Origin of the sequence: Levilactobacillus cerevisiae, from assembly GCF_003946245.1 — a bacterium.
Classification (GTDB): domain Bacteria; phylum Bacillota; class Bacilli; order Lactobacillales; family Lactobacillaceae; genus Levilactobacillus; species Levilactobacillus cerevisiae.
Map to the genome: position 1 here is coordinate 16530 of NZ_RHNN01000021.1, position 19653 is coordinate 36182.

Sequence of the window (19653 nt, forward strand, 5' to 3'; positions counted from 1 at the left end):
CCACTGGCGTCTCCCCAAAGTTAAGTAGCAAAATAGTTCTCATCAGTCATCATACGATAGTTCAAATAGTGAACGCCACCTTTTTCCAAAAGAAAAACAGTTACCCACATTTCTGCGGCATAACTGCTCTCTTTAGAGGTCAAAATTTGAGGTTGGCGGTGAGTCCTGTCTCACGGGGCAGGCACTCACTGAATGTCAATTTCAGCTCAGTAACTATCTGGGGTACTGGCGTGGCGGCACGTCATCGCCGTAACCGCCTAATCCATGTTGCTATTTCCAATAAGCATACTTATATTGGGCATCGCTCATCATGCTGTATTTCAAGCCGCCGACGGACTTGGAAACCAGGTGCGCCTTGGCTTGTTGGTACAGTGGCACTAGGCCGGCTTGCTTGGTGACGTAGGTGTCCGCTTGCTTCAACAGGTTCCACCGTTGTTGCGTGGTGTACTTGGCGGTATTGTCGACCTGGGTCATCAGCTTGGTGAAGTGCGCGTTGTTCCACTTGGTAAAGTTGACCGAGCTGGTCCCGTCAGCCATTTGTAAGAAGTCAGCTGGGTCCCGCCAATCCGTGGTCCACCCGTCCAGGTCAATGTCGAAGTTTCCGGCCGCACCCTTGGCAATTTGTTGGGCCAGTGGCATTGATTTGATCGTGATGCTCAGACCTGGCATGTACTTCTGGGCCTGTTGTTGCAGGTATTGGGCTACGTGCTTTTGTTCATCCGTATCGGCCGTTAAGAGTTCCAAACTGGCCTTCTTGATACCGAGTTCTTTCTTGGCTTGATTCCAAAGTTGGGTCGCCTTCTTGGGGTTGTAGCTCAGAAGATTGCCGACGTCTTGGGAGAAGTCCTTGCCGGTAGTGGGGTCATTCCCGTCACCGTAAGGAATCAAACTCTTGGCAGCGGAAGACCCATCCTGCAACACGCTCTTGGTCAGCGCGGTCCGGTTCACCACGTAGGAGAAGGCTTGACGTACCTTGGTGTTATGAGTCACCGTCTTCTTGTCGTTAAATTCCAGGAACCGCATCGAACTGTTCAGCGTCGTCTTCAACTCAGGATTATTAGCATTTTGCTTGATGTACTGACCGGATAACGTGGTCTCTTGGACCTTGCCGGATTTGAACAAACTAGCTGAGGTCCCGGGATCCTTGACGACTTGTACGTTAACCTTACTGATTTTCACGTTCTTGGCGTTCCAGTAGTTGGTGTTCTTGACGTAGGACCAGCTGTCAGCCGCGCCGCTCCACCCGGTTAATTTGTAGGGACCTTCGGACATAGTCTTGGCTGCGCTAGTGCCGTACTGACTGCCGCCAACCTTGTTAAAGAGGCTGGTCTTGACTGGATAGGCCGCCGTGGCTAAGATATCTGGCAACCAGGGTTGGGGCTTAGACAGCGTCAACTGGAGCGTGCTCTTGTTCAGCGCCTTCACACCTAACGCCGAAGCATCCTTCTTACTGGCTTGAATTGCCGCATAATTCTTTAAATATTTGAGTTTGTTGGCTACCTGCGACTTCGACTTAGGATTGACCTGCCAATCAAAGGAAGTCACAAAGTCTTGGGCTGTCACCGCATCCCCGTTAGCCCACTTAGCGTTCTTTTTGATCTTAAACGTATAAACGGTGCCATTTTTCGTGGGCTTAACCACTTTCTCGGCCACCCCAGCAATGACCTTGCCGTTCTCGTTCAACGTATACAGGCCTTCTTCGGTTTGTGAAATCAAACTCGAACTGTTACTGTCCCCGGAAATCGCCGGATTGGCGGTGGCGGGATTTCCCACCATCGTGACGTTTAATTCTTTGTTGGCGCTCGTCTTGGCCTCTGAAGACCCACAACCGGCCAGCGCTGTCACTGCTAATAACCCAATACCTAATCCCATTAATTTTTTCATATATAGACCCCTCAATTTTCTGTCCCAACGAAAAAATCGCCCGTCCTCGTCAGCCATTTCTGGCTAACAAGGGCGAACGATTCGCGGTACCACCTTGTTTTATCTCTCATGGTGCTTTTCACACCCGTGCGTTAATGGGCACGACCCAGGCGCGGCTACTAATTTCACCCCGCCAACTTCCAGATGCGCTTCACCCTAACCGTTTCATCCGGCTTCCATCGCCCCGGACTCGCTAAACAAACGGTGAAGGGCTACTCTTCTGGGCAACGTCTTCTTGATTGGTATATAATCTATCATCATTCATTTTTAATGTCAATCGTTTTATAAACATTCACTTTAATGTATATTTTCTGCCGTTTCACGAAAAAAAGAGCTAACCCGCGTCGCCGTAGGTTAACTCTGCTGTATATTCTTGAATAAAAACCGTTAAAAATTGCTTAAAACTTTTTATTTATTCGCGTTTTGTTGTCGTTGCCCTTGCGACACGGTCGTCGTTTGCCGGCTGACCGTCTTCCCCGCTTGACTAGTCGTCGTCTGCGTCTTCACCGCAACGTGCCCCTTACCCGTTGTGTCGAGCTGCACGGCAGTCTGGCCAGACGCTGGCTGGACTACTGAATCCGTCACAGTGGATTGATTCTGCGGCACCTGACTGAATAGCAAACCTCCAGCAACTAGGCCCAGCAGAATCCCACCGATTCCCCTGAATTTTTTTTTCATGTGCTTTCCCCTGATTTCCCTTTAGTGCGTAATACTTCCTCTTCCTTGATTATACACCAAAAAGTCAAATTCCCTACTTATAAATTTCCACATTGTGTTGGTTGCTGGAAATCACGACCGCATTCAGGCCTAAAATCAGGAGAATGGCACCGGCTGCGATAATAAATAACAACGTATAGGACGCATGATCAATGACCAGGCCACCAAACAGCGGTCCGAACGCCCGCCCGACACTGGTCCAAGCGTTGGCCATCCCCTGGTACTTGCCCTTCACCACGTGGGGTGTCAGACTGCTGACAATTGCCGGAATGGCGGGGAACGCCGTGGCTTCACCCATCGTCAGGATCACCATGGCAATCACAAAGTGCAGGTAATCCTTGGCAAAAATCAAGGTGACAAACGACAACGCCACAAAGAAAATCCCGACGTACACCTGCAAGTAGAGATTGCTGAAGAAGTTGGCGAGCCAATTTAACAGCGTCTGGAACACCACAATCAGGCCAGCATTAATCGTCCACAACAGGCTGTAATCCCGCATCGGAATGCCCATCCCGGTCATGTACACGGACAGGTTGGAGGCCCACTGCTCGTACATGATCCAAATGACAATCAGCGACACGAAAAACGTGGCCATGATTCGCCGGTTGGGCAGCGCAATGTGGACGTTTTGCATCTGCTTGCTCACCACTTGACGTTGCATCACGGCCGGCGCGTGGTAACAGCTGACCGCCACGACGAAGAAGCAGACAAATAGGCTAAACGCAATCACGAATAGCAGCGTCACACTGGTACTGTAGACGAAGCCCACCATTGCGGTCCCCAGGACAACACCTAAATTTTGCGCAAAGTAGAGCATGTTAAAAACATAACGACCGTCGCGGCTGTGAATCGTGGTCCCCAGGGAGTTGACCATCGTCAGGGTCCAGCCAGAGGCCAGGCCCAGGAAGATTAGCGCAATTGGAAACGCTGGCCAGCCGTGGCTGAAAATCAAGGTACCCAAGGTGAGCAACGAGACGCTAACCCCGCCAATAATTAAAAAATACGGGTTCAACCGGTCAAATAGTCGGCCGCCAATCACACTCCCGACCACATTTGCCGAAGAATACATCAGCAGAATAATCCCGACCTCAGTCAGTGAGGCCCCCAGCCGGTTGTGCATGTAAATCGTGGTCAGCGGCCAGATGAAGCTCATGCCGATACTGCTGAACAACGCGCCCAGCAACAACCAGCGCAAACGAATCTCTTGCATAAGACGCCTTCTCTCAAAGATTAAAATTCAATTAGATTAATTCTAGCATACGTCCCGCCGAAATTGAAGCTTGGTTAAACGGATCGTTGCCAGGGCCTCTGGGCTGGTGAAAATGAGACCGGACCGCGGTGGGCGCCCGCCCGGAGCTAAAGACCGGTCTCCGAGCTTACTTTGAGCCTCACACCCCGAGTCTCAAAAATAGCAATTGCCTAACCGGCCTTCGCCGCTAAGGCAATTCCCACGGCTTGGCTCATTTTCACCAGCCCTGCGGCCAACATTAGTTTAACCTACAATATCAGGCTTCTATTTCTACGCGCCACGTCTAACCACATGGTGCTAGACACCTCATGGTCCCTGATTTACAATTCTGATTCATTCGATTTCAGCTAATCAGCACGCGCTCATTGTATTTCCCCGCCATCTCCCGTACACTACAAGCAAAGGAGGCATCACTGATGACCGTTTTATTTATCAATGGCAGTCCCCGTCAACACGGGAACACCGCCGCGCTCGGGGAACGCTTCTTGCATGACATTCCCCATGACACGTTAAATCTAGGCGACTATCATCTCAATTTCGTCCAGGATTTTCGCGATACCGATCACCCGCAAATGGACGCGACCGACGATTATGAACAACTCATGAAGACCTTCGCCGCGGCCGATGAGATTATTTTGGGCACCCCCGTCTACTGGTATGCCATGACCGGTCAGCTCAAAGTGTTCATGGATCGCTGGTTTGACAGCTATACCAACGATTTTGACTTCAGTCACAAGCGCGTGTATCTCTTGGTGGTTGGCGCTGATCAGCCCCAGACCAAGGCGCTGGGCATCACCCAAGCCGTTCAACATTCGTGTGAGTGGTTGCAAATGCACTTTGAGGGCACGGCCACAGTAACCGCCGACGGTCCGGATGATGTCCGCAACATGGCTGATTTTCCGAGCAGTTTTTGGCAGTTAGGCAGTCGCCTGCGGACGCGGGTCATCTAACCTTGTAGATTGATATCCATAAACGTTGTGATATACCGCTGGATATACGCCAACAGATGCCACAACCAATCAAATCCAAACAATGTTTCATGTGAAACATTCTAAAACTTAATCAAGTACAAAAAGTCCGGCATACCACCATTTCTGTTGGGTATGCCGGACTTTATTTATCTCATTTAGACGGTGTAATCTTCATCCATGATTAGGACGGGCTTGATCACTTCGCCACTGGTTGACGCCTTATCCGCCTCGTTGATATCGGCGAATTTGAACATTTTTTCTAGTTTATCAAATGGGTAGAGGCCCTTTTGCCACAAAGAAATCAGACGTTTCAATTCAATCTGCGGCACGGCATTCCCCATGACAACCCCAGTAATAGTCTTTTGTGGGCTAACTAAATCGATGAATGGGACAATTTCTAATTTTGTTTGCGCAACGGCCAACGGCGCGAAGACCCCGTTGATACCAGTTGCATCCAATGCTTGCCGCATTACACTGTTAATCCCAGTGGTATCAACCGCATAATCAACACCCTTACCATTTGTCAACTTATGAATCGCTTCAACGGGGTCAGTTTCAGCCGAATTGACCGTGTCCGTCGCACCAATTTCAATGGCCGTCTCCAACCGATTCGACTTGATATCCACAGAAATAATCTGGGTACAGCCGGCAACCTTCGCCGCCATTAGCGCACCGTCACCCACCGCACCCGTTCCAAAAATAGCAATGGATGAGCCCGGTTCTGGCTTTAACGTGTTGAAAATGGTTCCAGACCCTGTCACGAAACCACATCCCAGCGGACCAACCTTCCGCAAGTCGACGTCTTTGCCCACGACTGTCACGTTGTGGTCTTGTACTAACGTTGTTGTACTAAATGACGATTGATTGAAGAAATTGCTGACCTCTTGACCGTCGTTTTTAGTAAAACTGGCCTGTCCATTCGGCCGCTTTCCACCCATATTCAGTTGTCCCCAATTAACACAGGAAGCCGGTTGCCCAGCCAAACAGTTGTCACAAGTGCCATCATAATCGTAAGACAAAACGACGTGGTCGCCAACCTTTACACCATCAACGGCGTTACCAACTTTCTCAACAATCCCAGCACCTTCGTGACCCAGTACAACTGGCAGCGGCAAATCACCAGCATCGCCTACCCGCACAGCCTCATCACTGTGACAGATACCACTCGCCACGATATGTACCAATACCTCTTTGGGTCCTGGATTATCATCAACCAAGATTTGTTTCATTTCAAAGGGCGCATTCCGCTTCTCAACCACTGCAGCTTGAACTTTCTTCGTCATTTGTAGCCACTCCTTTTGTAGATGAATTGGTAACGCTTTCATCTTACCGGCCGCTGACCTATTACGTCAAGTGAACTAACAAACAATTATAAGTTACTTCTCACTACCTCCCAGCAAGGCCTCCATGAGCCACCCCCCAAAACAATTTCTAGGCACAAAAAAACCACCGCTCGGGGAAAGCGATGGTCATCGGAGTAGGGGTAACGTCACTATTATAAGAATGACGTTAACTATTTTTTCATTATTCCAGGGGAGGAGGAGTACATGAAAAAAGATTGTTAATCTTTGGTAGAAGCAACCTTATTGGTTAACTTCTATGCTTCATATAATAATGGGAAAATATGATGAAATTGTGAACTTTCTGGCACACTCTTATGAATTTTGCGGATATTTATTACTAATGGGGTGACAACCTTAGGGGCACAAGGAGTTTGGCCCATAACTATTTTTATTAAGTTCAGGCAACAATCTTTAAAATAACGCTTCCGCACCCCACTTTATGCAGAACAGTCGCGTTTATTCATAAATTTATGCATGAGTCCTAAATTCATCCGGTTAAGTCACCACAATCGTCCCCACAAAAAATAAGGCCGCCCGCTGCAAAGCCGCTAGCAACCCTATCCTGTCTACTGATCCGGCGTGTACGCCACGGACGAAAATTTGTTGAACGACTTCACGAACAACAATTTCACCGTTCCCCGCGGACCCGACCGGTTCTTTTCAATAATGACTTCGACTTCCCCGACATCCTGATCGCCGTCATCCCGGGGATCACTGTCGTTACCGCCACCGTCTTCGTCGCCATCCCGTTCGTAGTAATCATCCCGGTACAGAAACGACACGATATCGGCATCTTGTTCGATTGACCCAGATTCCCGAATATCGGATAGCACGGGCCGCTTGTCTTGCCGCTGCTCCACACCCCGTGAGAGCTGGGATAGCGCGATGACTGGCACGTGCAATTCCTTGGCCAATTTCTTCAATTGCCGCGAAATATCGGAAACTTCTTGTTGCCGACTTTCGTGATTGCTGCCTTCAATCAACTGGAGGTAATCAATCACGATTAAGCCGAGGTTGCCCCGTTCTTTGGCCAACCGCCGACACTTCGCCCGGATTTCCGTAATCTTATTCCCGGCGGTATCGTCAATGTAAATACTGGCCTTGGCTAGACTCCCCATGGCCACAATCAAATTCTGCCATTCCTCTTCGGACAGTTGTCCCGTTCGCAAATGATTGGCGTCGATGGAGCCCTCCGCACAAAGCATCCGGTTAACCAACGATTCGGCGCTCATTTCCAAACTGAAAATGGCAACTGTCTTGTCGGTCTTAGTCCCCACGTTTTGGGCGATGTTCAACGCAAAGGCGGTCTTCCCGACGGCTGGCCGGGCGGCTAAAATCATCAATTCATCATCATGCAACCCGGTCGTCATCTTATCCAGCTCGGCGTAGCCCGTCGACAGCCCGGTAATGACGTCCCCTTGTTCGGACAATTTGTTAATCTCTTCAAAGGAACTGTTCAGCACATCACGAATTGGCTTGAACCCGGATTGATTCCGCGTCTCAGCGACACTCATGATGTCCTTTTCGGCGTTATCTAACAGGTCGGAAACGTCTTCGTCCTGCTGGTACCCCTGGGTCGCAATGTTCGTGGCCGTCTGAATCAGGCGCCGTAAAATGGCTTTTTCCTGAACAATTTTCGCGTAGTAAGTTGCGTTGGCTGCGGTGGGCACCGAACTCGCCAGCTCAGCGATGTAGGTGATGCCGCCCACATCGTCCAATTCATTTTTGGACGTCAGCCGGTCGGTAATCGTGACCACATCAATCGCTTCATCGCGGTCGTTCAAGTCCATCATGGCTTGGAAAATAATCTGGTGTTCCCGGCGGTAAAAGTCCTCTGGGGCCAGGTATTCCAGCGCATCCACCAACGCGTCGGTACTCAAAAAGATCGCCCCGAGGACGGCCTTTTCGGCTTCGAGGTTCTGTGGTGGTGTGTGATCTGTGAGAACGTTATTATCCATGCTTAGTTTTTCCCTCTTTAGCAAACCTTCCGACGTAAACTAGAGTTCCATTTTACCATGGAATGGGGGTCGCTGGTTAATCTAAGCGTGCCTTTTTTCCACGCGCAAATGTAAGCCCTGTCTACCGCGGTTGACCGACCTTTGTGAGGAAAATAAAAATCCGTCATTCCAAGGTTATCAAGGTGACGGATTTAGTAATGTGTTGCATTTTCAATTCATTTGATGTGACCCATCAGAATAATTCGAGCCGCCGGAATTGGCTCCTGATCGCCAATCAACAATCGCCGCTGCCGGAAAAATCAGGCCCACAATCCCCAGCACCAAGTTCAAGAACCACATAAAGCCAAAGTTTCCGTCCGTAATCAGGCCTGTGAAATTCAAAATAAATAACCAACTAACCCAAAATTTCGATGACTGCCATAACATGTTGATCATCTCCTTGAGATTAGTGTACACCTGATATATATATAATCAATAACGTTTTATATATAAACATATCGTTATTGGCGTACTTAGCTTCGTGGTTAAAATCGATGTCTCCACAATACTCTTGTTAACTTTCAGATAAATTGATTTACCCTATCAATCGTCAAATTTTGTCGAAATAGGGGTTGTCCTGTGGCAGTCGCTCCCAGCCTTCACTGGAGCGCGTCAATCCAACTCAATTTTACCCATAAAAAAAGGCCACCCAATCAGGTGACCTTTCCGAATGCGCAATTAGCTAACGCGTTATTTCTGTTTCGCAACCACGTGAACCCGAATCTTTGCGGTCACGTCAGTGTGGAGCTTAACGGGCACGTTGGTGAAGCCCAGCGTCCGAATTGGTTCTGGGAGCTCAACTTTGCGCTTATCAAGCTTCAAATCGAATTGCTTTTGTAAGGCTTGAACGATTTGCTTGCTTGGAATTGAGCCGAATAACCGGTCATCCTCGCCGGCCTTCGCCACAATTTCAACCACCGTTTTGTCGGCCTCCAACTGCTTTTGCAAGTCCTTGGCCTCAGCTAATTCATCAGCTTCACGGCGTTGTTCCGCTTTGCGTTCGGCACTCAACTGACTCATGGCGGATTGGTTGGCTTCCTTAGCCAGCCCCCGTTTGATCAGGAAGTTTTGGGCGTAACCGTCAGGAACATTCTTGATTTCCCCGCGCTTACCCTTACCGCGAACGTCTTTCACAAAAATAACTTTCACGTCGTTCACTCCTCACTTATTACATATCTAATAATTATCCTACGCCACCTCAGCCTGAGAAGCAATTAACTAAGTCGTTGCGGGCTCAGACTCGTCGGCGTGATTCAGAATATCTAACAATTGTTGCTTGACCTCGGCCACCGTCTTGTCGGCAATCTGGGTCGCCGCGTTCGACAGGTGTCCGCCACCGCCCATAGCTTCCATGGTCAGCTGCACGTTGATTTCACCCAACGACCGGGCAGAAATCCCCACCCGACCATCGGCGCGCCGCGTAATCACGAACGAAGCGTCGACGCCGGACATGTTCAGGAGGTCATCAGCCGCCTGAGCCGCGGTAACGGGATCGTAGGTTTGATCCTCTTCTCCCGTGATCAGCGCCATGTCTTCGTTAACGAACTCGACCATTTCGATCAAATGGTTGCGTTGCAGGTAACTATCAACGTTTTCCTTCATGTACTGTTGCATTTCAATGGCATCGGCCCCGGCTGACCGCAAATAACTGGCGGCGTCAAACGTCCGGGTCCCGGTCCGCAGTGAAAAGTGCTTGGTATCCACGAAGATCCCGGTCAACATTGCCGTGGCTTCCAGCTTGTTAATCGGCTCGCCCTCTTGGGATTGATACTCGAACATTTCGGTAATCAATTCACAAGTGGAGCTTGCGTACGGTTCAATGTAGACCAGCAGTGGATTCTCAGGGAACTCTTCGCCCCGCCGGTGATGGTCAATGATCATGACCCGGTTTTCCAGGCGTTGATAGAGCTCAGCGGAAATGGAAATCGACGGTTTGGAGTGGTCCACCATCAAGAGCATGCTCTGATCGGTGGCCTTAGCCAGTGCTTCTTCCGGCGAAATAATGGCGGCGTCCACGTCCGGATAGGCCTTGAGGTTATCCAGCAGGCGTTGCACGTCGGAATGCACGGTTTCTTTGTCGAGGACGATCCAACAGGTCTTGTTGTTCATCTTGGCAATCCGCCGAATCCCGAGACAGGCCCCCAGCGAATCCATATCCGGTTGGGTGTGGCCTTGAACGAAGATTTGGTCGGATTCGTTCATCAGCTCTTGTAGGGCTTGTGAAATCATCCGTGCCCGCACCCGCGTCCGTTTTTCCATCGGGTTGGTCTTACCGCCGTAGTACCGGGCCTCTTGATCGGCGGCCTTAACCACGACTTGATCCCCACCCCGCCCGAGTGCCAGGTCCAGGTTACTCTGCGCTTGGTCGGCCAGCTTGTTCAGGTTTGCATCGCCGTAAGCAATTCCCATACTCAGGGTCAGCGGGAAGTTTTGCTTGGACGTGCTCTCGCGAATGGTATCGAGAATTTTAAATTTATCCGCCTCGATGGCCGCTAGCGACTTGGCGTAAGCCAGCACGAAGTAGTGGTCATCGTCCAGTTGCTTGAGGTACATGTCAAACTGCTGCACCCAGGCCGACAACTCGTTGGTCACGTAGTTTCGCAGGTTGGAAATATCTTGATCGGTCATTGATTGCGTCACTTCATCATAGTTGTCCAAGAACACCTGACCGATGGCAATTTTCTCGTCATCGTACTGTTCCTGAATCAGCTGAAAATGGGTGATGTCGTACAGGTAGACGGCGTGAAAATCCGGTTGGACGTACAGCGTAAAGCGGTAGTCACGCCAACTCACGGTCGTCATGGTTTGCGGTGGCGTGGTGGCCACCAATTTTGCCAGGTCGGCATCGATCTCAGTCAACGGTCGGTTCAAGACGTCCGTGTCGCCGAAATACTGTTGCAGGTAGGGGTTGACCCACTCAATCTGGTCGGTATCGCCCAGGATCATGACGCCAGGCGGCATTCGAATCAACGCCTCCTGCTCACCCTGCTGAATCCGAAATGACAGGTCGGAAATGTACTGCGTGGTGTCCGCGCCAATTTCCGCCATGGTGTTGAACAGGTACAGCGTCGCAACCCCCACCAACACCAGAATCACGATCCCGAAGATCCAGTTCAACAGAAATGATAGCACAATGCCAAGAATGGCCAGTAACGCCGTCAACACCGCTATTCCCCGCAACCGCCGATTCTGGAGAAATTCGGGCACGTTGTCTCGTGAAAATATTTTATTCATACTGACTCCTCATCTGTTTCATCTGGAAAAGTTATGGTTAGCCCAGTAATTTTTACCGGGTCAGAAAGATACAAATAATACCTTTATTTTAGCACACTTCGGGATGAGCACAAAGTAACGTTCTTGGATGAAACCGCGGCATGGCGGGCCTGCATTCGGATTCTTAGGGCCTGATGAAAAATTGGCAAGTGGTCTACCCGCCACTCACTTACGGGACGCACGACTACGCGTTCAGGTCGGTTGGCCACGACATCGAAAAACTTTCGCTTGACCTTGACGTAACGACAACCACTATAGTAGATTTTAAGCAAGAACAGGAGGTGGTTGCCATGACTTACAGTGTCCAAACGCTCGCGCAACTCGCTGGCGTCAGTCCCCGAACACTCCGGTACTACGACCAAATTGGCCTACTGCCGGCGCAACGTAATCCAACCAACGGCTACCGGGAATATCCCGCAACTGCCGTGGATCAGCTCCAATTGATTCGCTATTTTCAGGTGTTTGGCTTTAGCTTGACCGCCATTCAGGACTTACTGGCCCGGCCCAGTAACGAGCAGACCGCGGCCTTGGCTGCCCAACGCCAGACCTTGGCAACCGAGCGGGACCACCTCACGGCCTTGCTGAATACGCTGGACCGCACCCTTGCGGCCAGAAACGGAGGTCCCCAGATGGCCGATACAGAAAAATTTGCTGCCTTTAAGCGCGAACAGCTGGCGCAAAACGACCAACAGTTTGGTTCTGAGGCTCGCAAACGCTATGGTACCGCAACGTACACCGCCAGCCAACAGAAGTTTGCTGGTCTGAGCGAGACCGACTACCAGCACATGCAGGCCACGGAGCAGGCGCTATTTACCGCACTGAAAACCGTGACAACGACCGGCGACCTGGACAGTGACGACGCCCGCCGCGTATACAAGTTGCACCGCCAGTGGCTATGTTTCACGTGGAACAATTACACCGCCGTCGCCCACCGCGGCCTGGCCAAAATGTACGCGGCTGACGAGCGTTTTGCCAGCTACTACAACCAGCACGTCGGCCTGCCCAATGCCACAGAAACGTTGGTGGCCGTGATTTTACGCTATGCGCAGTAGGAAAACTGCCCATCCCTCGCTAACAATGGCAAGGGGCTTGGGCGGTTTTTTTACGCTGATTTACCCGCTTGGGTGGCATTGAGTCGCCGGACCTCAGGCGTGCTTAGTTTGCTTTGCCAAGTAAGCTTCCGCAGCCGCAGAACTCCCATCCCCCAGCGTCCGGATAAAGTAACTATTGGCCCACAGATGCCCCGTCTCGGCTTGCTGCGCTTTGATCTCAGGATGCGCCTCAAAGAACAGTCGCGCTGACCCGCCCTTGAAAGCTTTGACCACGTTGGTGGGGGCGTATTTCGGCTTAAAACTAAGCACCAGGTCAACGTCTGCCGGATACACGGCCACTTGGACAATGGTCACTTCATTGAGACCGGCGATGCGCTGTAAAATGGCTGTCATGTCTGCCACCAGTTGTGGCGTCGTAAATATGGCTTGCCGTTTCTTAGTCGTCCAGATCAATTGAAAATGGCACTTGTAGTCGTATCCGCGCTCGTGGATGACCTCGTTTTCGTCACTCATATGTACCTCCTATAAATATATTTATAAGACAATTCGCTATGCTTTAAGTATACTCATATGCTATGCTGTAAGCAACTTAGAACGCCGCCAAAATTGATGACTTATTGGAAGCCGTAATCTGTTCAGATTGGCACGCAAGGGGGGACTTGTCGTGGGGGAGCATTTGGAAAATCAGCAACGCCTCTGGCTGTTTATCATCAGCCTCACCATCTTTTGGGGTGTGCTGACCCCCATCCCCAGCTCCGCACAGACCACTGGCGCCCAGTCACCCGCGCAGACCGTTCACACGACTCACAGTGACCAAGATCCCGTTGTCTTTGCGGACCCCAATTTAGCAGCGCTGGTTGCCAAGGGGCTTGACCGTGCTGGCCAGCCGGTCACGTACGGCGCCATCCGCCACTACCACGGCCGCCAGCTCGCCGTTAACGATTCTGACGGACGCGTCGTTGCCACCTCCCTGGAGGGGCTACAAAGTCTCCGGGAGTTGCCAGCCGGGATTGGTGCGGATATTCAATTCGACCTCGCGCCGCACGTCTCCTGGACACCATTACGAGGGGTACCCGTATCGGGGAGTCTGACCCTCGCTCAGGATGACATGCATGATGTTAATTTCACGGTCGTCAACCAGATCCGCGTGCTAGAAGACCCTAGAGTCGTTTCTTACCGCGAATCCGGTTTAAATGGGCAGAACCGTTATCGCAATGCGACTGGCCTGACCAACGCGGATATCCATCTGCTTGAACCCGTGCTTAGCCAGTTTGGCCGGCTTAAACACCGGGCTGACGATGGCACGATGAGCTTCGCCTTCAGCAATCAGTGCCTGACCGACTTCTCCTACTTTAGAAAGTTTGGCAAGGTCAATGTTGTGGGCTACGGCGAGTTTGTCGACTTCAAACATGCATTCACCTACATCGATCCCACCACCTTCACGTCGGATACCGTCGTTCGCCTACCAGCACGCGTCAAGGGGCTCGACGGCGAGCCGGTACAGACTAGTACTGCCGGCTACTTTGGTCAGAAACTTACACTGGACGGTACCGATATGCTGGTGAGCGGCGTTTTCTCCGGGACCCCGTGGCTCATTTTGACCCATCAGCAGGGATCTTCCAATTTTTCCTTCATGGACCCCACCGTCTATTCCGATGGGAGTCTGCTTACCTCCGATGGCATGCAATATTACCGGCTAAAATGGCAGAAGGCCCCGGTGGCAGCCGCTCCAGCACCGCAACCTAGCCCGCCAACACGTCCCGACAGCAAGCCCGGCAAACCAGCGACGGTGCCACCGCAATCCCCAACACCTAATCGACCACAACCGTTACTACCACCGAAACCGACCACCCACCCGCAGCCAATGGCTCACCCCCGGGTCGTCTACGCAACAGAAACACTCTACCGCTACCAGCAGGCCACCTTTACCCACCAGGCGCGTCAAGCAAAATACGCCCAGCAACCACGCGCGAATCGCCCCCTGTTTGTGATTCTCAGCGAAGCACGGTCACACGCCGGTCGTCGCCGTTACTTCGTCCGTGATATTAACCACGGTAGCGCAACGGACGGGCAAACGGGGTACGTGACGGCCGACCCCCAGTACGTAACTTCGGCCTACTACCAATCGACACCACATCACGTCACCGTCATCAATCCAGCGGGTATCGTGGCCCATCCGCAACCGAACTTGTCCGCTGGCAACCCCGTCACCCACTATCCGCAAGGCACCGTCTTGTCGGTGGTGGCTTTCCAGCGACGCCACCTCACGACCCGGTTGCAACTTTCAAATGGCACCTACATAACCGCCAACCGCCGACTAGTTCGTGCAGGCGTCCATCCCCTACCCAAGGGCCTCCAGACGAAGACGCGGGTCACCCGTTACGGTACGGCCAGCCTGACGAAGCGCCTGCAAACTTACGCCCCGGGCACCCGCTTGAAGGTGCTCGGTTGGACCAGCGCTCATCCCGATGACCTAAGCACAGCCAGCCCACGTCGTTACCGAATCCCGGGTGGCTACGTGACGGCGAACACGCAAAAGGTGCGGTTGATCTGGTGAAAATTGCTATGTTTCACGTGGAACAATTACTTTGTGGCAGTCCCTATGCTCACTGACGAAGATGTCGTCCAGCGTCGATTGAACACTCGGCATTCAAAAAGACTGGCTCCACCTTCTGGTTGGTGCCAGTCTTTTTACGCTTCAACCTTTAAATTAATCTTCGTCTCAATTAAATCGATATTACTTCGTCGGATCCTTAATCTCGCTCCACTTCATCACGTGCAGCATCCAGGAAATCCCGTACTTGTCGGTGAAATGCCCCATCTTGCCGCCCCAAAACTGTTCAGCGAATGGCATGTCGATGGTGACTTCGCCGCTGGCCTGCAAGTGTTGGTAAAAGTCCTCAGCCGCCTGAACGCTAGCCGAGTCATCCCCATCAATGTCCAAAATCATGTCGACCTGGTTCGATGACTGCACGGGGCCGCGGAAACTATCCGCCACTTGGAAACTCATGCCCAGCACGGTAAAACCACCATGAATGGTCATGCTGTCCAAATCAGCATCGGCTGGTAACTGGAACTGCTCGATTTGACCGGCCTGTGGGCTCAACCGGTAAACGTCGGTCGCTCCGAAAACATCTTGATAGTAAGCCAAGGCATCTTTGGCATTTTTAAACGAAAAACTGGGAATTAAACGGGATTGCATGGGTCAACATCTCCTCAATTTAGATGGCTTAAGTGTACCAATCTTGCGGGCAAATATGTAGTGATTAGGCTTAACGAATCTGTTATTTTAACGATTGATTATTGCCCGGTGTTGCCCGAAAAGAACGCTTCGCCACCTACCCATCCTGAAAAATCGGGATTTTCAGTCACAATTTTACGCGCAGTTATTTCTATAGCATTCGCTGAAAATCATGTCGGTCCTGCACCACCCCCATTTCAAATTTCTCGTTGACATTCCCCAAATTCCTGCTAAACTAGCAATCATTAACAATTGATTAGAAAATTAAAAGTGATGACGAAGACCAGTACCGTCGTTGGTCATTGTTAGCGAGCCCGGTTAAGTGCAAGCGGGTCAAAGCTAACGACGCGAACTCCCTTCTGAACTGTCAGCTGAACTCATAGTAAGCCCGACCGGTGGCAACCGTTATCCCTGCAGTGAATCGCGACCTGGCTGGCTCATCGGACCTAGCTGATGACAACCCGCCTCTAGGAGTGTCGCCGTTCACGTTCGAGTAAAAATTAAGGTGGTACCGTGCGACAGCGCCCTTACGGAGAAGTTATTTCCGTAGGGGCGCTTTTTGTGTCCGCGGCCATTTCTAATCAATTGAAACTAGGAGGTTGTTTCACATGAAACATTTTGCAACGATCATTCCCGTCGCCATGCTGATGGCCATTACCCTGAGCGCCTGTGGCAGTGCCGCGGGTCAGACCAAAGATAAAACCTTGAACGTCACCTTGGCTGATGAACCGGCCACCGTTGACCCCAACAAGGATACCGATACCAATAGCGCCAGCGTCATTTTCCAAACGATGGAAGGACTCTACACCTACAGCAAGAACCACAAGGTCATTGCCGGGGTGGCGACCAAAGTTGTCACCCCCACCAACCACGGCAAGACGTACACATTTACCCTGAAGAAAAACGCTAAATGGGCCAATGGCCAACGGCTGACCGCCCAGGACTTCGTCACCTCTCTGCAACGGATGGCTGACCCCAAGACCAAGGCTCAGTATGCCAGTATTTTGTCGGCATTTAAAAACTACAACGCGATTCAACATAGCAAGCTTTCCCCGTCCAAGCTGGGTATCACCGCGCTCAGCCAGACCAAGCTCCGCATTCAGCTGACCAAGGCCGTGCCGTACTTTAACGACCTGCTTGCCAGCAAGTACTACCCGCTGAACACCGCGGCCGTGAAAAAATATGGCAGTAAGTATGGGACCAGTGCCGCCACTGCGGTTGCCAACGGGCCATATAAATTGGTCGGCTGGACTGGCAGTAATTCCACTTGGCATTACGTGAAGAACCCTGATTACTGGAATGCCAAGGCCGTTAAAATCAAGAAGATCAAAGTTGCCGTGACCAAGGACGAATCAACTGCGGCCAACCTGTTCAGGGCCGGTAAGGTTCAAGAAACCACCGTCAGTGGCGAGTACGTTCGGGCTAACGGCAACGAAAAACAGCTCCACACCCACCTGCTGGGACGGATGAATCTCTTGTATTTTAACCACAAGAAAAAAGTTACCGACTCAGAAAACTTGCGCCAAGCCGTTTCCTACGTCATCAACCGTAATCAACTGACCAGTCAGGTACTTCAAGACGGTTCCAAGGCCGCTCTCAGTGCCATTCCTCGGGGTGACCAAACAAATCCCAAAACCGGCGGCGACATGGCGACCGAGACGGGAAATCTGCTACAACACAACGTGGCTAAGGCCAAGGCCTACTGGCAGAAATATTTGAAGGAAACCGGTAAACCCAGCGCCACCATCAGTATTTTGACCGATGACAGCGATGACGATAAGAAGATTGGGACTTACCTGCAGTCCGTCATGGAGAAAAACTTTAAAGGGTTGACCGTCAAGACGACCGCCCTGCCCCACGCCCAACACGTGGCCCGCGACTTCTCCGGTGACTTTGAAATTAACCTGATTGGCTGGTCGACCAATTGGCTAGACGCTTCCGACTACCTGGATTTGGCAGCCAAGGACAACTCCGTCAACTTCACCCATTGGAACGACACCACCTATAACCAAATCCTGACTAGCGCCAAAAATAAGACCGGTCAAGCGCGCTACGACGGCCTGGTCGAGGCTAACAAATACCTGATGAGCGTTAAGGGTTACGTTCCGCTCTACCAGCCGTCAGAAGCCAAGTTGATCAGCAACCAGGTCGGCGGGCTGACGTACTCCCTGATTAACGATGCCCAGTATCAGTATGCTTATTGGAAATAGACCGTGGAGAGAGGCAGCTGGACTCTGAGTGTTACCGGAGCTAAGGAGTCTGCCACTCGTAGCGCGTTTTAGAAGCTGCATATTTCCAAACACCCAGTGGCACAATCAATCAGGCGACCACCGTTCTCTCACTGTATCAAATCAGCTAACGCATCCGTACCCAATTTAAGGAGGAATTTGCTTATGACCAAAACATTCTACAACTGCACGCTATTCGATGGCGCCACCGACCATAGCACCCCTGACGCTTGGTTCACCGTAGACACGACGACCGGTAGACTAACTGCACGAGGAACCGGTCAACCGGGACCTGCCGACGAACAGGTCGATTTTCACGGCCAATACGTCATGCCGGGCTTTATCAACGTTCACACCCATATCACCAGCAATCCCGATTCCTTCAGTGGCAGTTTCGGCGCGTCTGAAACGGAATCCGCCGTCTTTGGCTATGAGAACCTGCAGAAATTATTAAAATCCGGGGTGACCTACATCCGCCAATGTGGATCGACCTATGACGTGGATATCAAGCTCAAGCGCCTACAACGAGACGGCAAGTTGCCCCGTACGCCCCACATCATGGCGTCTGGACGGGCATTCTCTATGACGGGCGGTCACGGGGATGGTCGCAACGCCGCCTACTTGGTCGATTCACCAGACGAGATGCGTAAAGCAGTTCGTCAAGCCTTCAAGGCTGGTGCTGAATGTATCAAGGTTATGGCAACTGGCGGTGTGATGACCCCCAATGATTTTATGGAGGACCCCCAGTTATCCGTTCCTGAAATGACCGTTGCCGTGGAAGAAGCGCACCATAAACGTCGCCTCGTTGCTGCCCATGCGGAAGGGAATCCAGGCATCCAAAACGCCCTCGATGCTGGTGTGGACTCCATCGAGCACGGTTTCTACGTCAACGAAAAAGAAGCCTATCAAATGATTGAACAGGGTACCTACCTGACCCCAACACTGATTGCGGAGTGGGTACTTCCCGAAAAAGGCCGTGGTATCTTACCCGATTGGGAGGTCAAGAAGGCCGCTGATGCCATCGATGACACCTATCATAATCTGAAACGTGCGTTTGAAATCGGCGTGAAATTCACCTGTGGTACCGATGCAGGAACGCCATTCAACGGTTTCGACCGCACGCCCGATGAATTTGGCCTACTAACCAAGGTGGGGATGACCCCCGCACAAGCCTACCAGTGTTCCAGCATCAATTCAGCAATGCTACTAGGTGTATCCGCGGATTACGGCACACTCGAGGTTGGCAAGTACGCAGACTTCCAGGTCTTAACGGGTGATCCCCTAGCCGACACGGCAGCTGTTACCCAAGCAGATAAGGCCGTCTACCTAAGCGGTCGGCAACAATTCTAGTTAACTTAAGCAGCACGTTCGCGTCAATTTAGTGACGGCGAATGTGCTGCTTTTACGTGATAGTCGACCAGAAAATGTCATTAGCAACTCGGCATTTGAAAACGGAACCTGGCCTTATGGTTGACGCCCTCACAAAAGATAAATTCAAATTTTATCGTTGACAATCCATCTTTTGGTGGTAAACTAGCAATCATTAACGATTGATTAGAAAATGAAAATGTGATGATGAAGTCCAGTAGCAGTGACTCAGCTTGTCAGCGAACCCGGTAAAGTGAGAGCGGGTCAAGCAAGTCACTGTGAACATCCCTT

The 19653-nt window shown here is 51.3% G+C and carries 15 protein-coding genes; 5 read left to right on the plus strand and 10 right to left on the minus strand.

The window, feature by feature from the left end:
- Positions 1 to 270: 270 nt before the first annotated feature.
- The 3 genes from EKM99_RS10550 to EKM99_RS10560 form a co-directional block, all read right to left on the minus strand.
- Complete coding sequence (locus EKM99_RS10550) at positions 271 to 1884, minus strand: peptide ABC transporter substrate-binding protein (RefSeq protein ID WP_125583384.1); 1614 nt, start codon at positions 1882 to 1884, stop codon at positions 271 to 273.
- Positions 1885 to 2331: 447 nt separating this feature from the next.
- The gene (locus EKM99_RS10555) at positions 2332 to 2601 is read right to left on the minus strand and encodes a hypothetical protein (RefSeq protein ID WP_125583385.1); all 270 of its coding nucleotides are present in this window, start codon (positions 2599 to 2601) and stop codon (positions 2332 to 2334) included.
- A 73-nt stretch (positions 2602 to 2674) separates the two neighbouring features.
- Positions 2675 to 3850: an MDR family MFS transporter gene (locus tag EKM99_RS10560; RefSeq protein ID WP_125583386.1), complete on the minus strand. Its 1176-nt coding sequence runs from the start codon at positions 3848 to 3850 to the stop codon at positions 2675 to 2677.
- A 455-nt stretch (positions 3851 to 4305) separates the two neighbouring features.
- Between EKM99_RS10560 and EKM99_RS10565 the strand changes: the two genes are divergently transcribed.
- Positions 4306 to 4839, plus strand: coding sequence for a flavodoxin family protein (locus EKM99_RS10565; RefSeq protein WP_125583387.1), 534 nt, complete (start codon positions 4306 to 4308; stop codon positions 4837 to 4839).
- Positions 4840 to 5015: 176 nt separating this feature from the next.
- Here the strand turns inward: EKM99_RS10565 and EKM99_RS10570 are convergent, their stop codons facing one another.
- The 5 genes from EKM99_RS10570 to EKM99_RS10590 form a co-directional block, all read right to left on the minus strand.
- On the minus strand, positions 5016 to 6143 hold the full coding sequence (locus EKM99_RS10570; RefSeq protein WP_125583388.1) for an NAD(P)-dependent alcohol dehydrogenase: 1128 nt from the start codon (positions 6141 to 6143) through the stop codon (positions 5016 to 5018).
- A 626-nt stretch (positions 6144 to 6769) separates the two neighbouring features.
- The gene (dnaB, locus tag EKM99_RS10575; RefSeq protein ID WP_125583389.1) at positions 6770 to 8161 is read right to left on the minus strand and encodes a replicative DNA helicase; all 1392 of its coding nucleotides are present in this window, start codon (positions 8159 to 8161) and stop codon (positions 6770 to 6772) included.
- Between the two features lie 210 nt (positions 8162 to 8371).
- Positions 8372 to 8587: a hypothetical protein gene (locus tag EKM99_RS10580; protein ID WP_125583390.1), complete on the minus strand. Its 216-nt coding sequence runs from the start codon at positions 8585 to 8587 to the stop codon at positions 8372 to 8374.
- Positions 8588 to 8890: 303 nt separating this feature from the next.
- Positions 8891 to 9349 carry a 50S ribosomal protein L9 gene (rplI, locus tag EKM99_RS10585; RefSeq protein WP_125583391.1) on the minus strand — a complete coding sequence of 153 codons (459 nt, stop codon included), beginning with the start codon at positions 9347 to 9349 and terminating at the stop codon, positions 8891 to 8893.
- A 69-nt stretch (positions 9350 to 9418) separates the two neighbouring features.
- Positions 9419 to 11434 carry a DHH family phosphoesterase gene (locus tag EKM99_RS10590; RefSeq protein ID WP_125583392.1) on the minus strand — a complete coding sequence of 672 codons (2016 nt, stop codon included), beginning with the start codon at positions 11432 to 11434 and terminating at the stop codon, positions 9419 to 9421.
- Between the two features lie 329 nt (positions 11435 to 11763).
- Between EKM99_RS10590 and EKM99_RS10595 the strand changes: the two genes are divergently transcribed.
- Positions 11764 to 12525, plus strand: coding sequence for a MerR family transcriptional regulator (locus tag EKM99_RS10595; protein ID WP_164511589.1), 762 nt, complete (start codon positions 11764 to 11766; stop codon positions 12523 to 12525).
- Between the two features lie 93 nt (positions 12526 to 12618).
- Here the strand turns inward: EKM99_RS10595 and tnpA are convergent, their stop codons facing one another.
- The gene (gene tnpA, locus EKM99_RS10600; RefSeq protein ID WP_125583394.1) at positions 12619 to 13038 is read right to left on the minus strand and encodes an IS200/IS605 family transposase; all 420 of its coding nucleotides are present in this window, start codon (positions 13036 to 13038) and stop codon (positions 12619 to 12621) included.
- Positions 13039 to 13189: 151 nt separating this feature from the next.
- Between tnpA and EKM99_RS10605 the strand changes: the two genes are divergently transcribed.
- Positions 13190 to 15082, plus strand: a complete 1893-nt coding sequence (locus EKM99_RS10605; RefSeq protein ID WP_125583395.1) for a DUF5776 domain-containing protein — start codon at positions 13190 to 13192, stop codon at positions 15080 to 15082.
- A 180-nt stretch (positions 15083 to 15262) separates the two neighbouring features.
- Here the strand turns inward: EKM99_RS10605 and EKM99_RS10610 are convergent, their stop codons facing one another.
- Complete coding sequence (locus tag EKM99_RS10610) at positions 15263 to 15727, minus strand: VOC family protein (protein ID WP_125583396.1); 465 nt, start codon at positions 15725 to 15727, stop codon at positions 15263 to 15265.
- A 647-nt stretch (positions 15728 to 16374) separates the two neighbouring features.
- On the opposite strand from EKM99_RS10610, the gene EKM99_RS10615 reads away from it, so the two are divergent.
- Positions 16375 to 17976, plus strand: coding sequence for a peptide ABC transporter substrate-binding protein (locus tag EKM99_RS10615; protein ID WP_125583397.1), 1602 nt, complete (start codon positions 16375 to 16377; stop codon positions 17974 to 17976).
- Positions 17977 to 18159: 183 nt separating this feature from the next.
- The gene (locus EKM99_RS10620) at positions 18160 to 19344 is read left to right on the plus strand and encodes a metal-dependent hydrolase family protein (RefSeq protein WP_125583398.1); all 1185 of its coding nucleotides are present in this window, start codon (positions 18160 to 18162) and stop codon (positions 19342 to 19344) included.
- Positions 19345 to 19653: the final 309 nt, after the last annotated feature.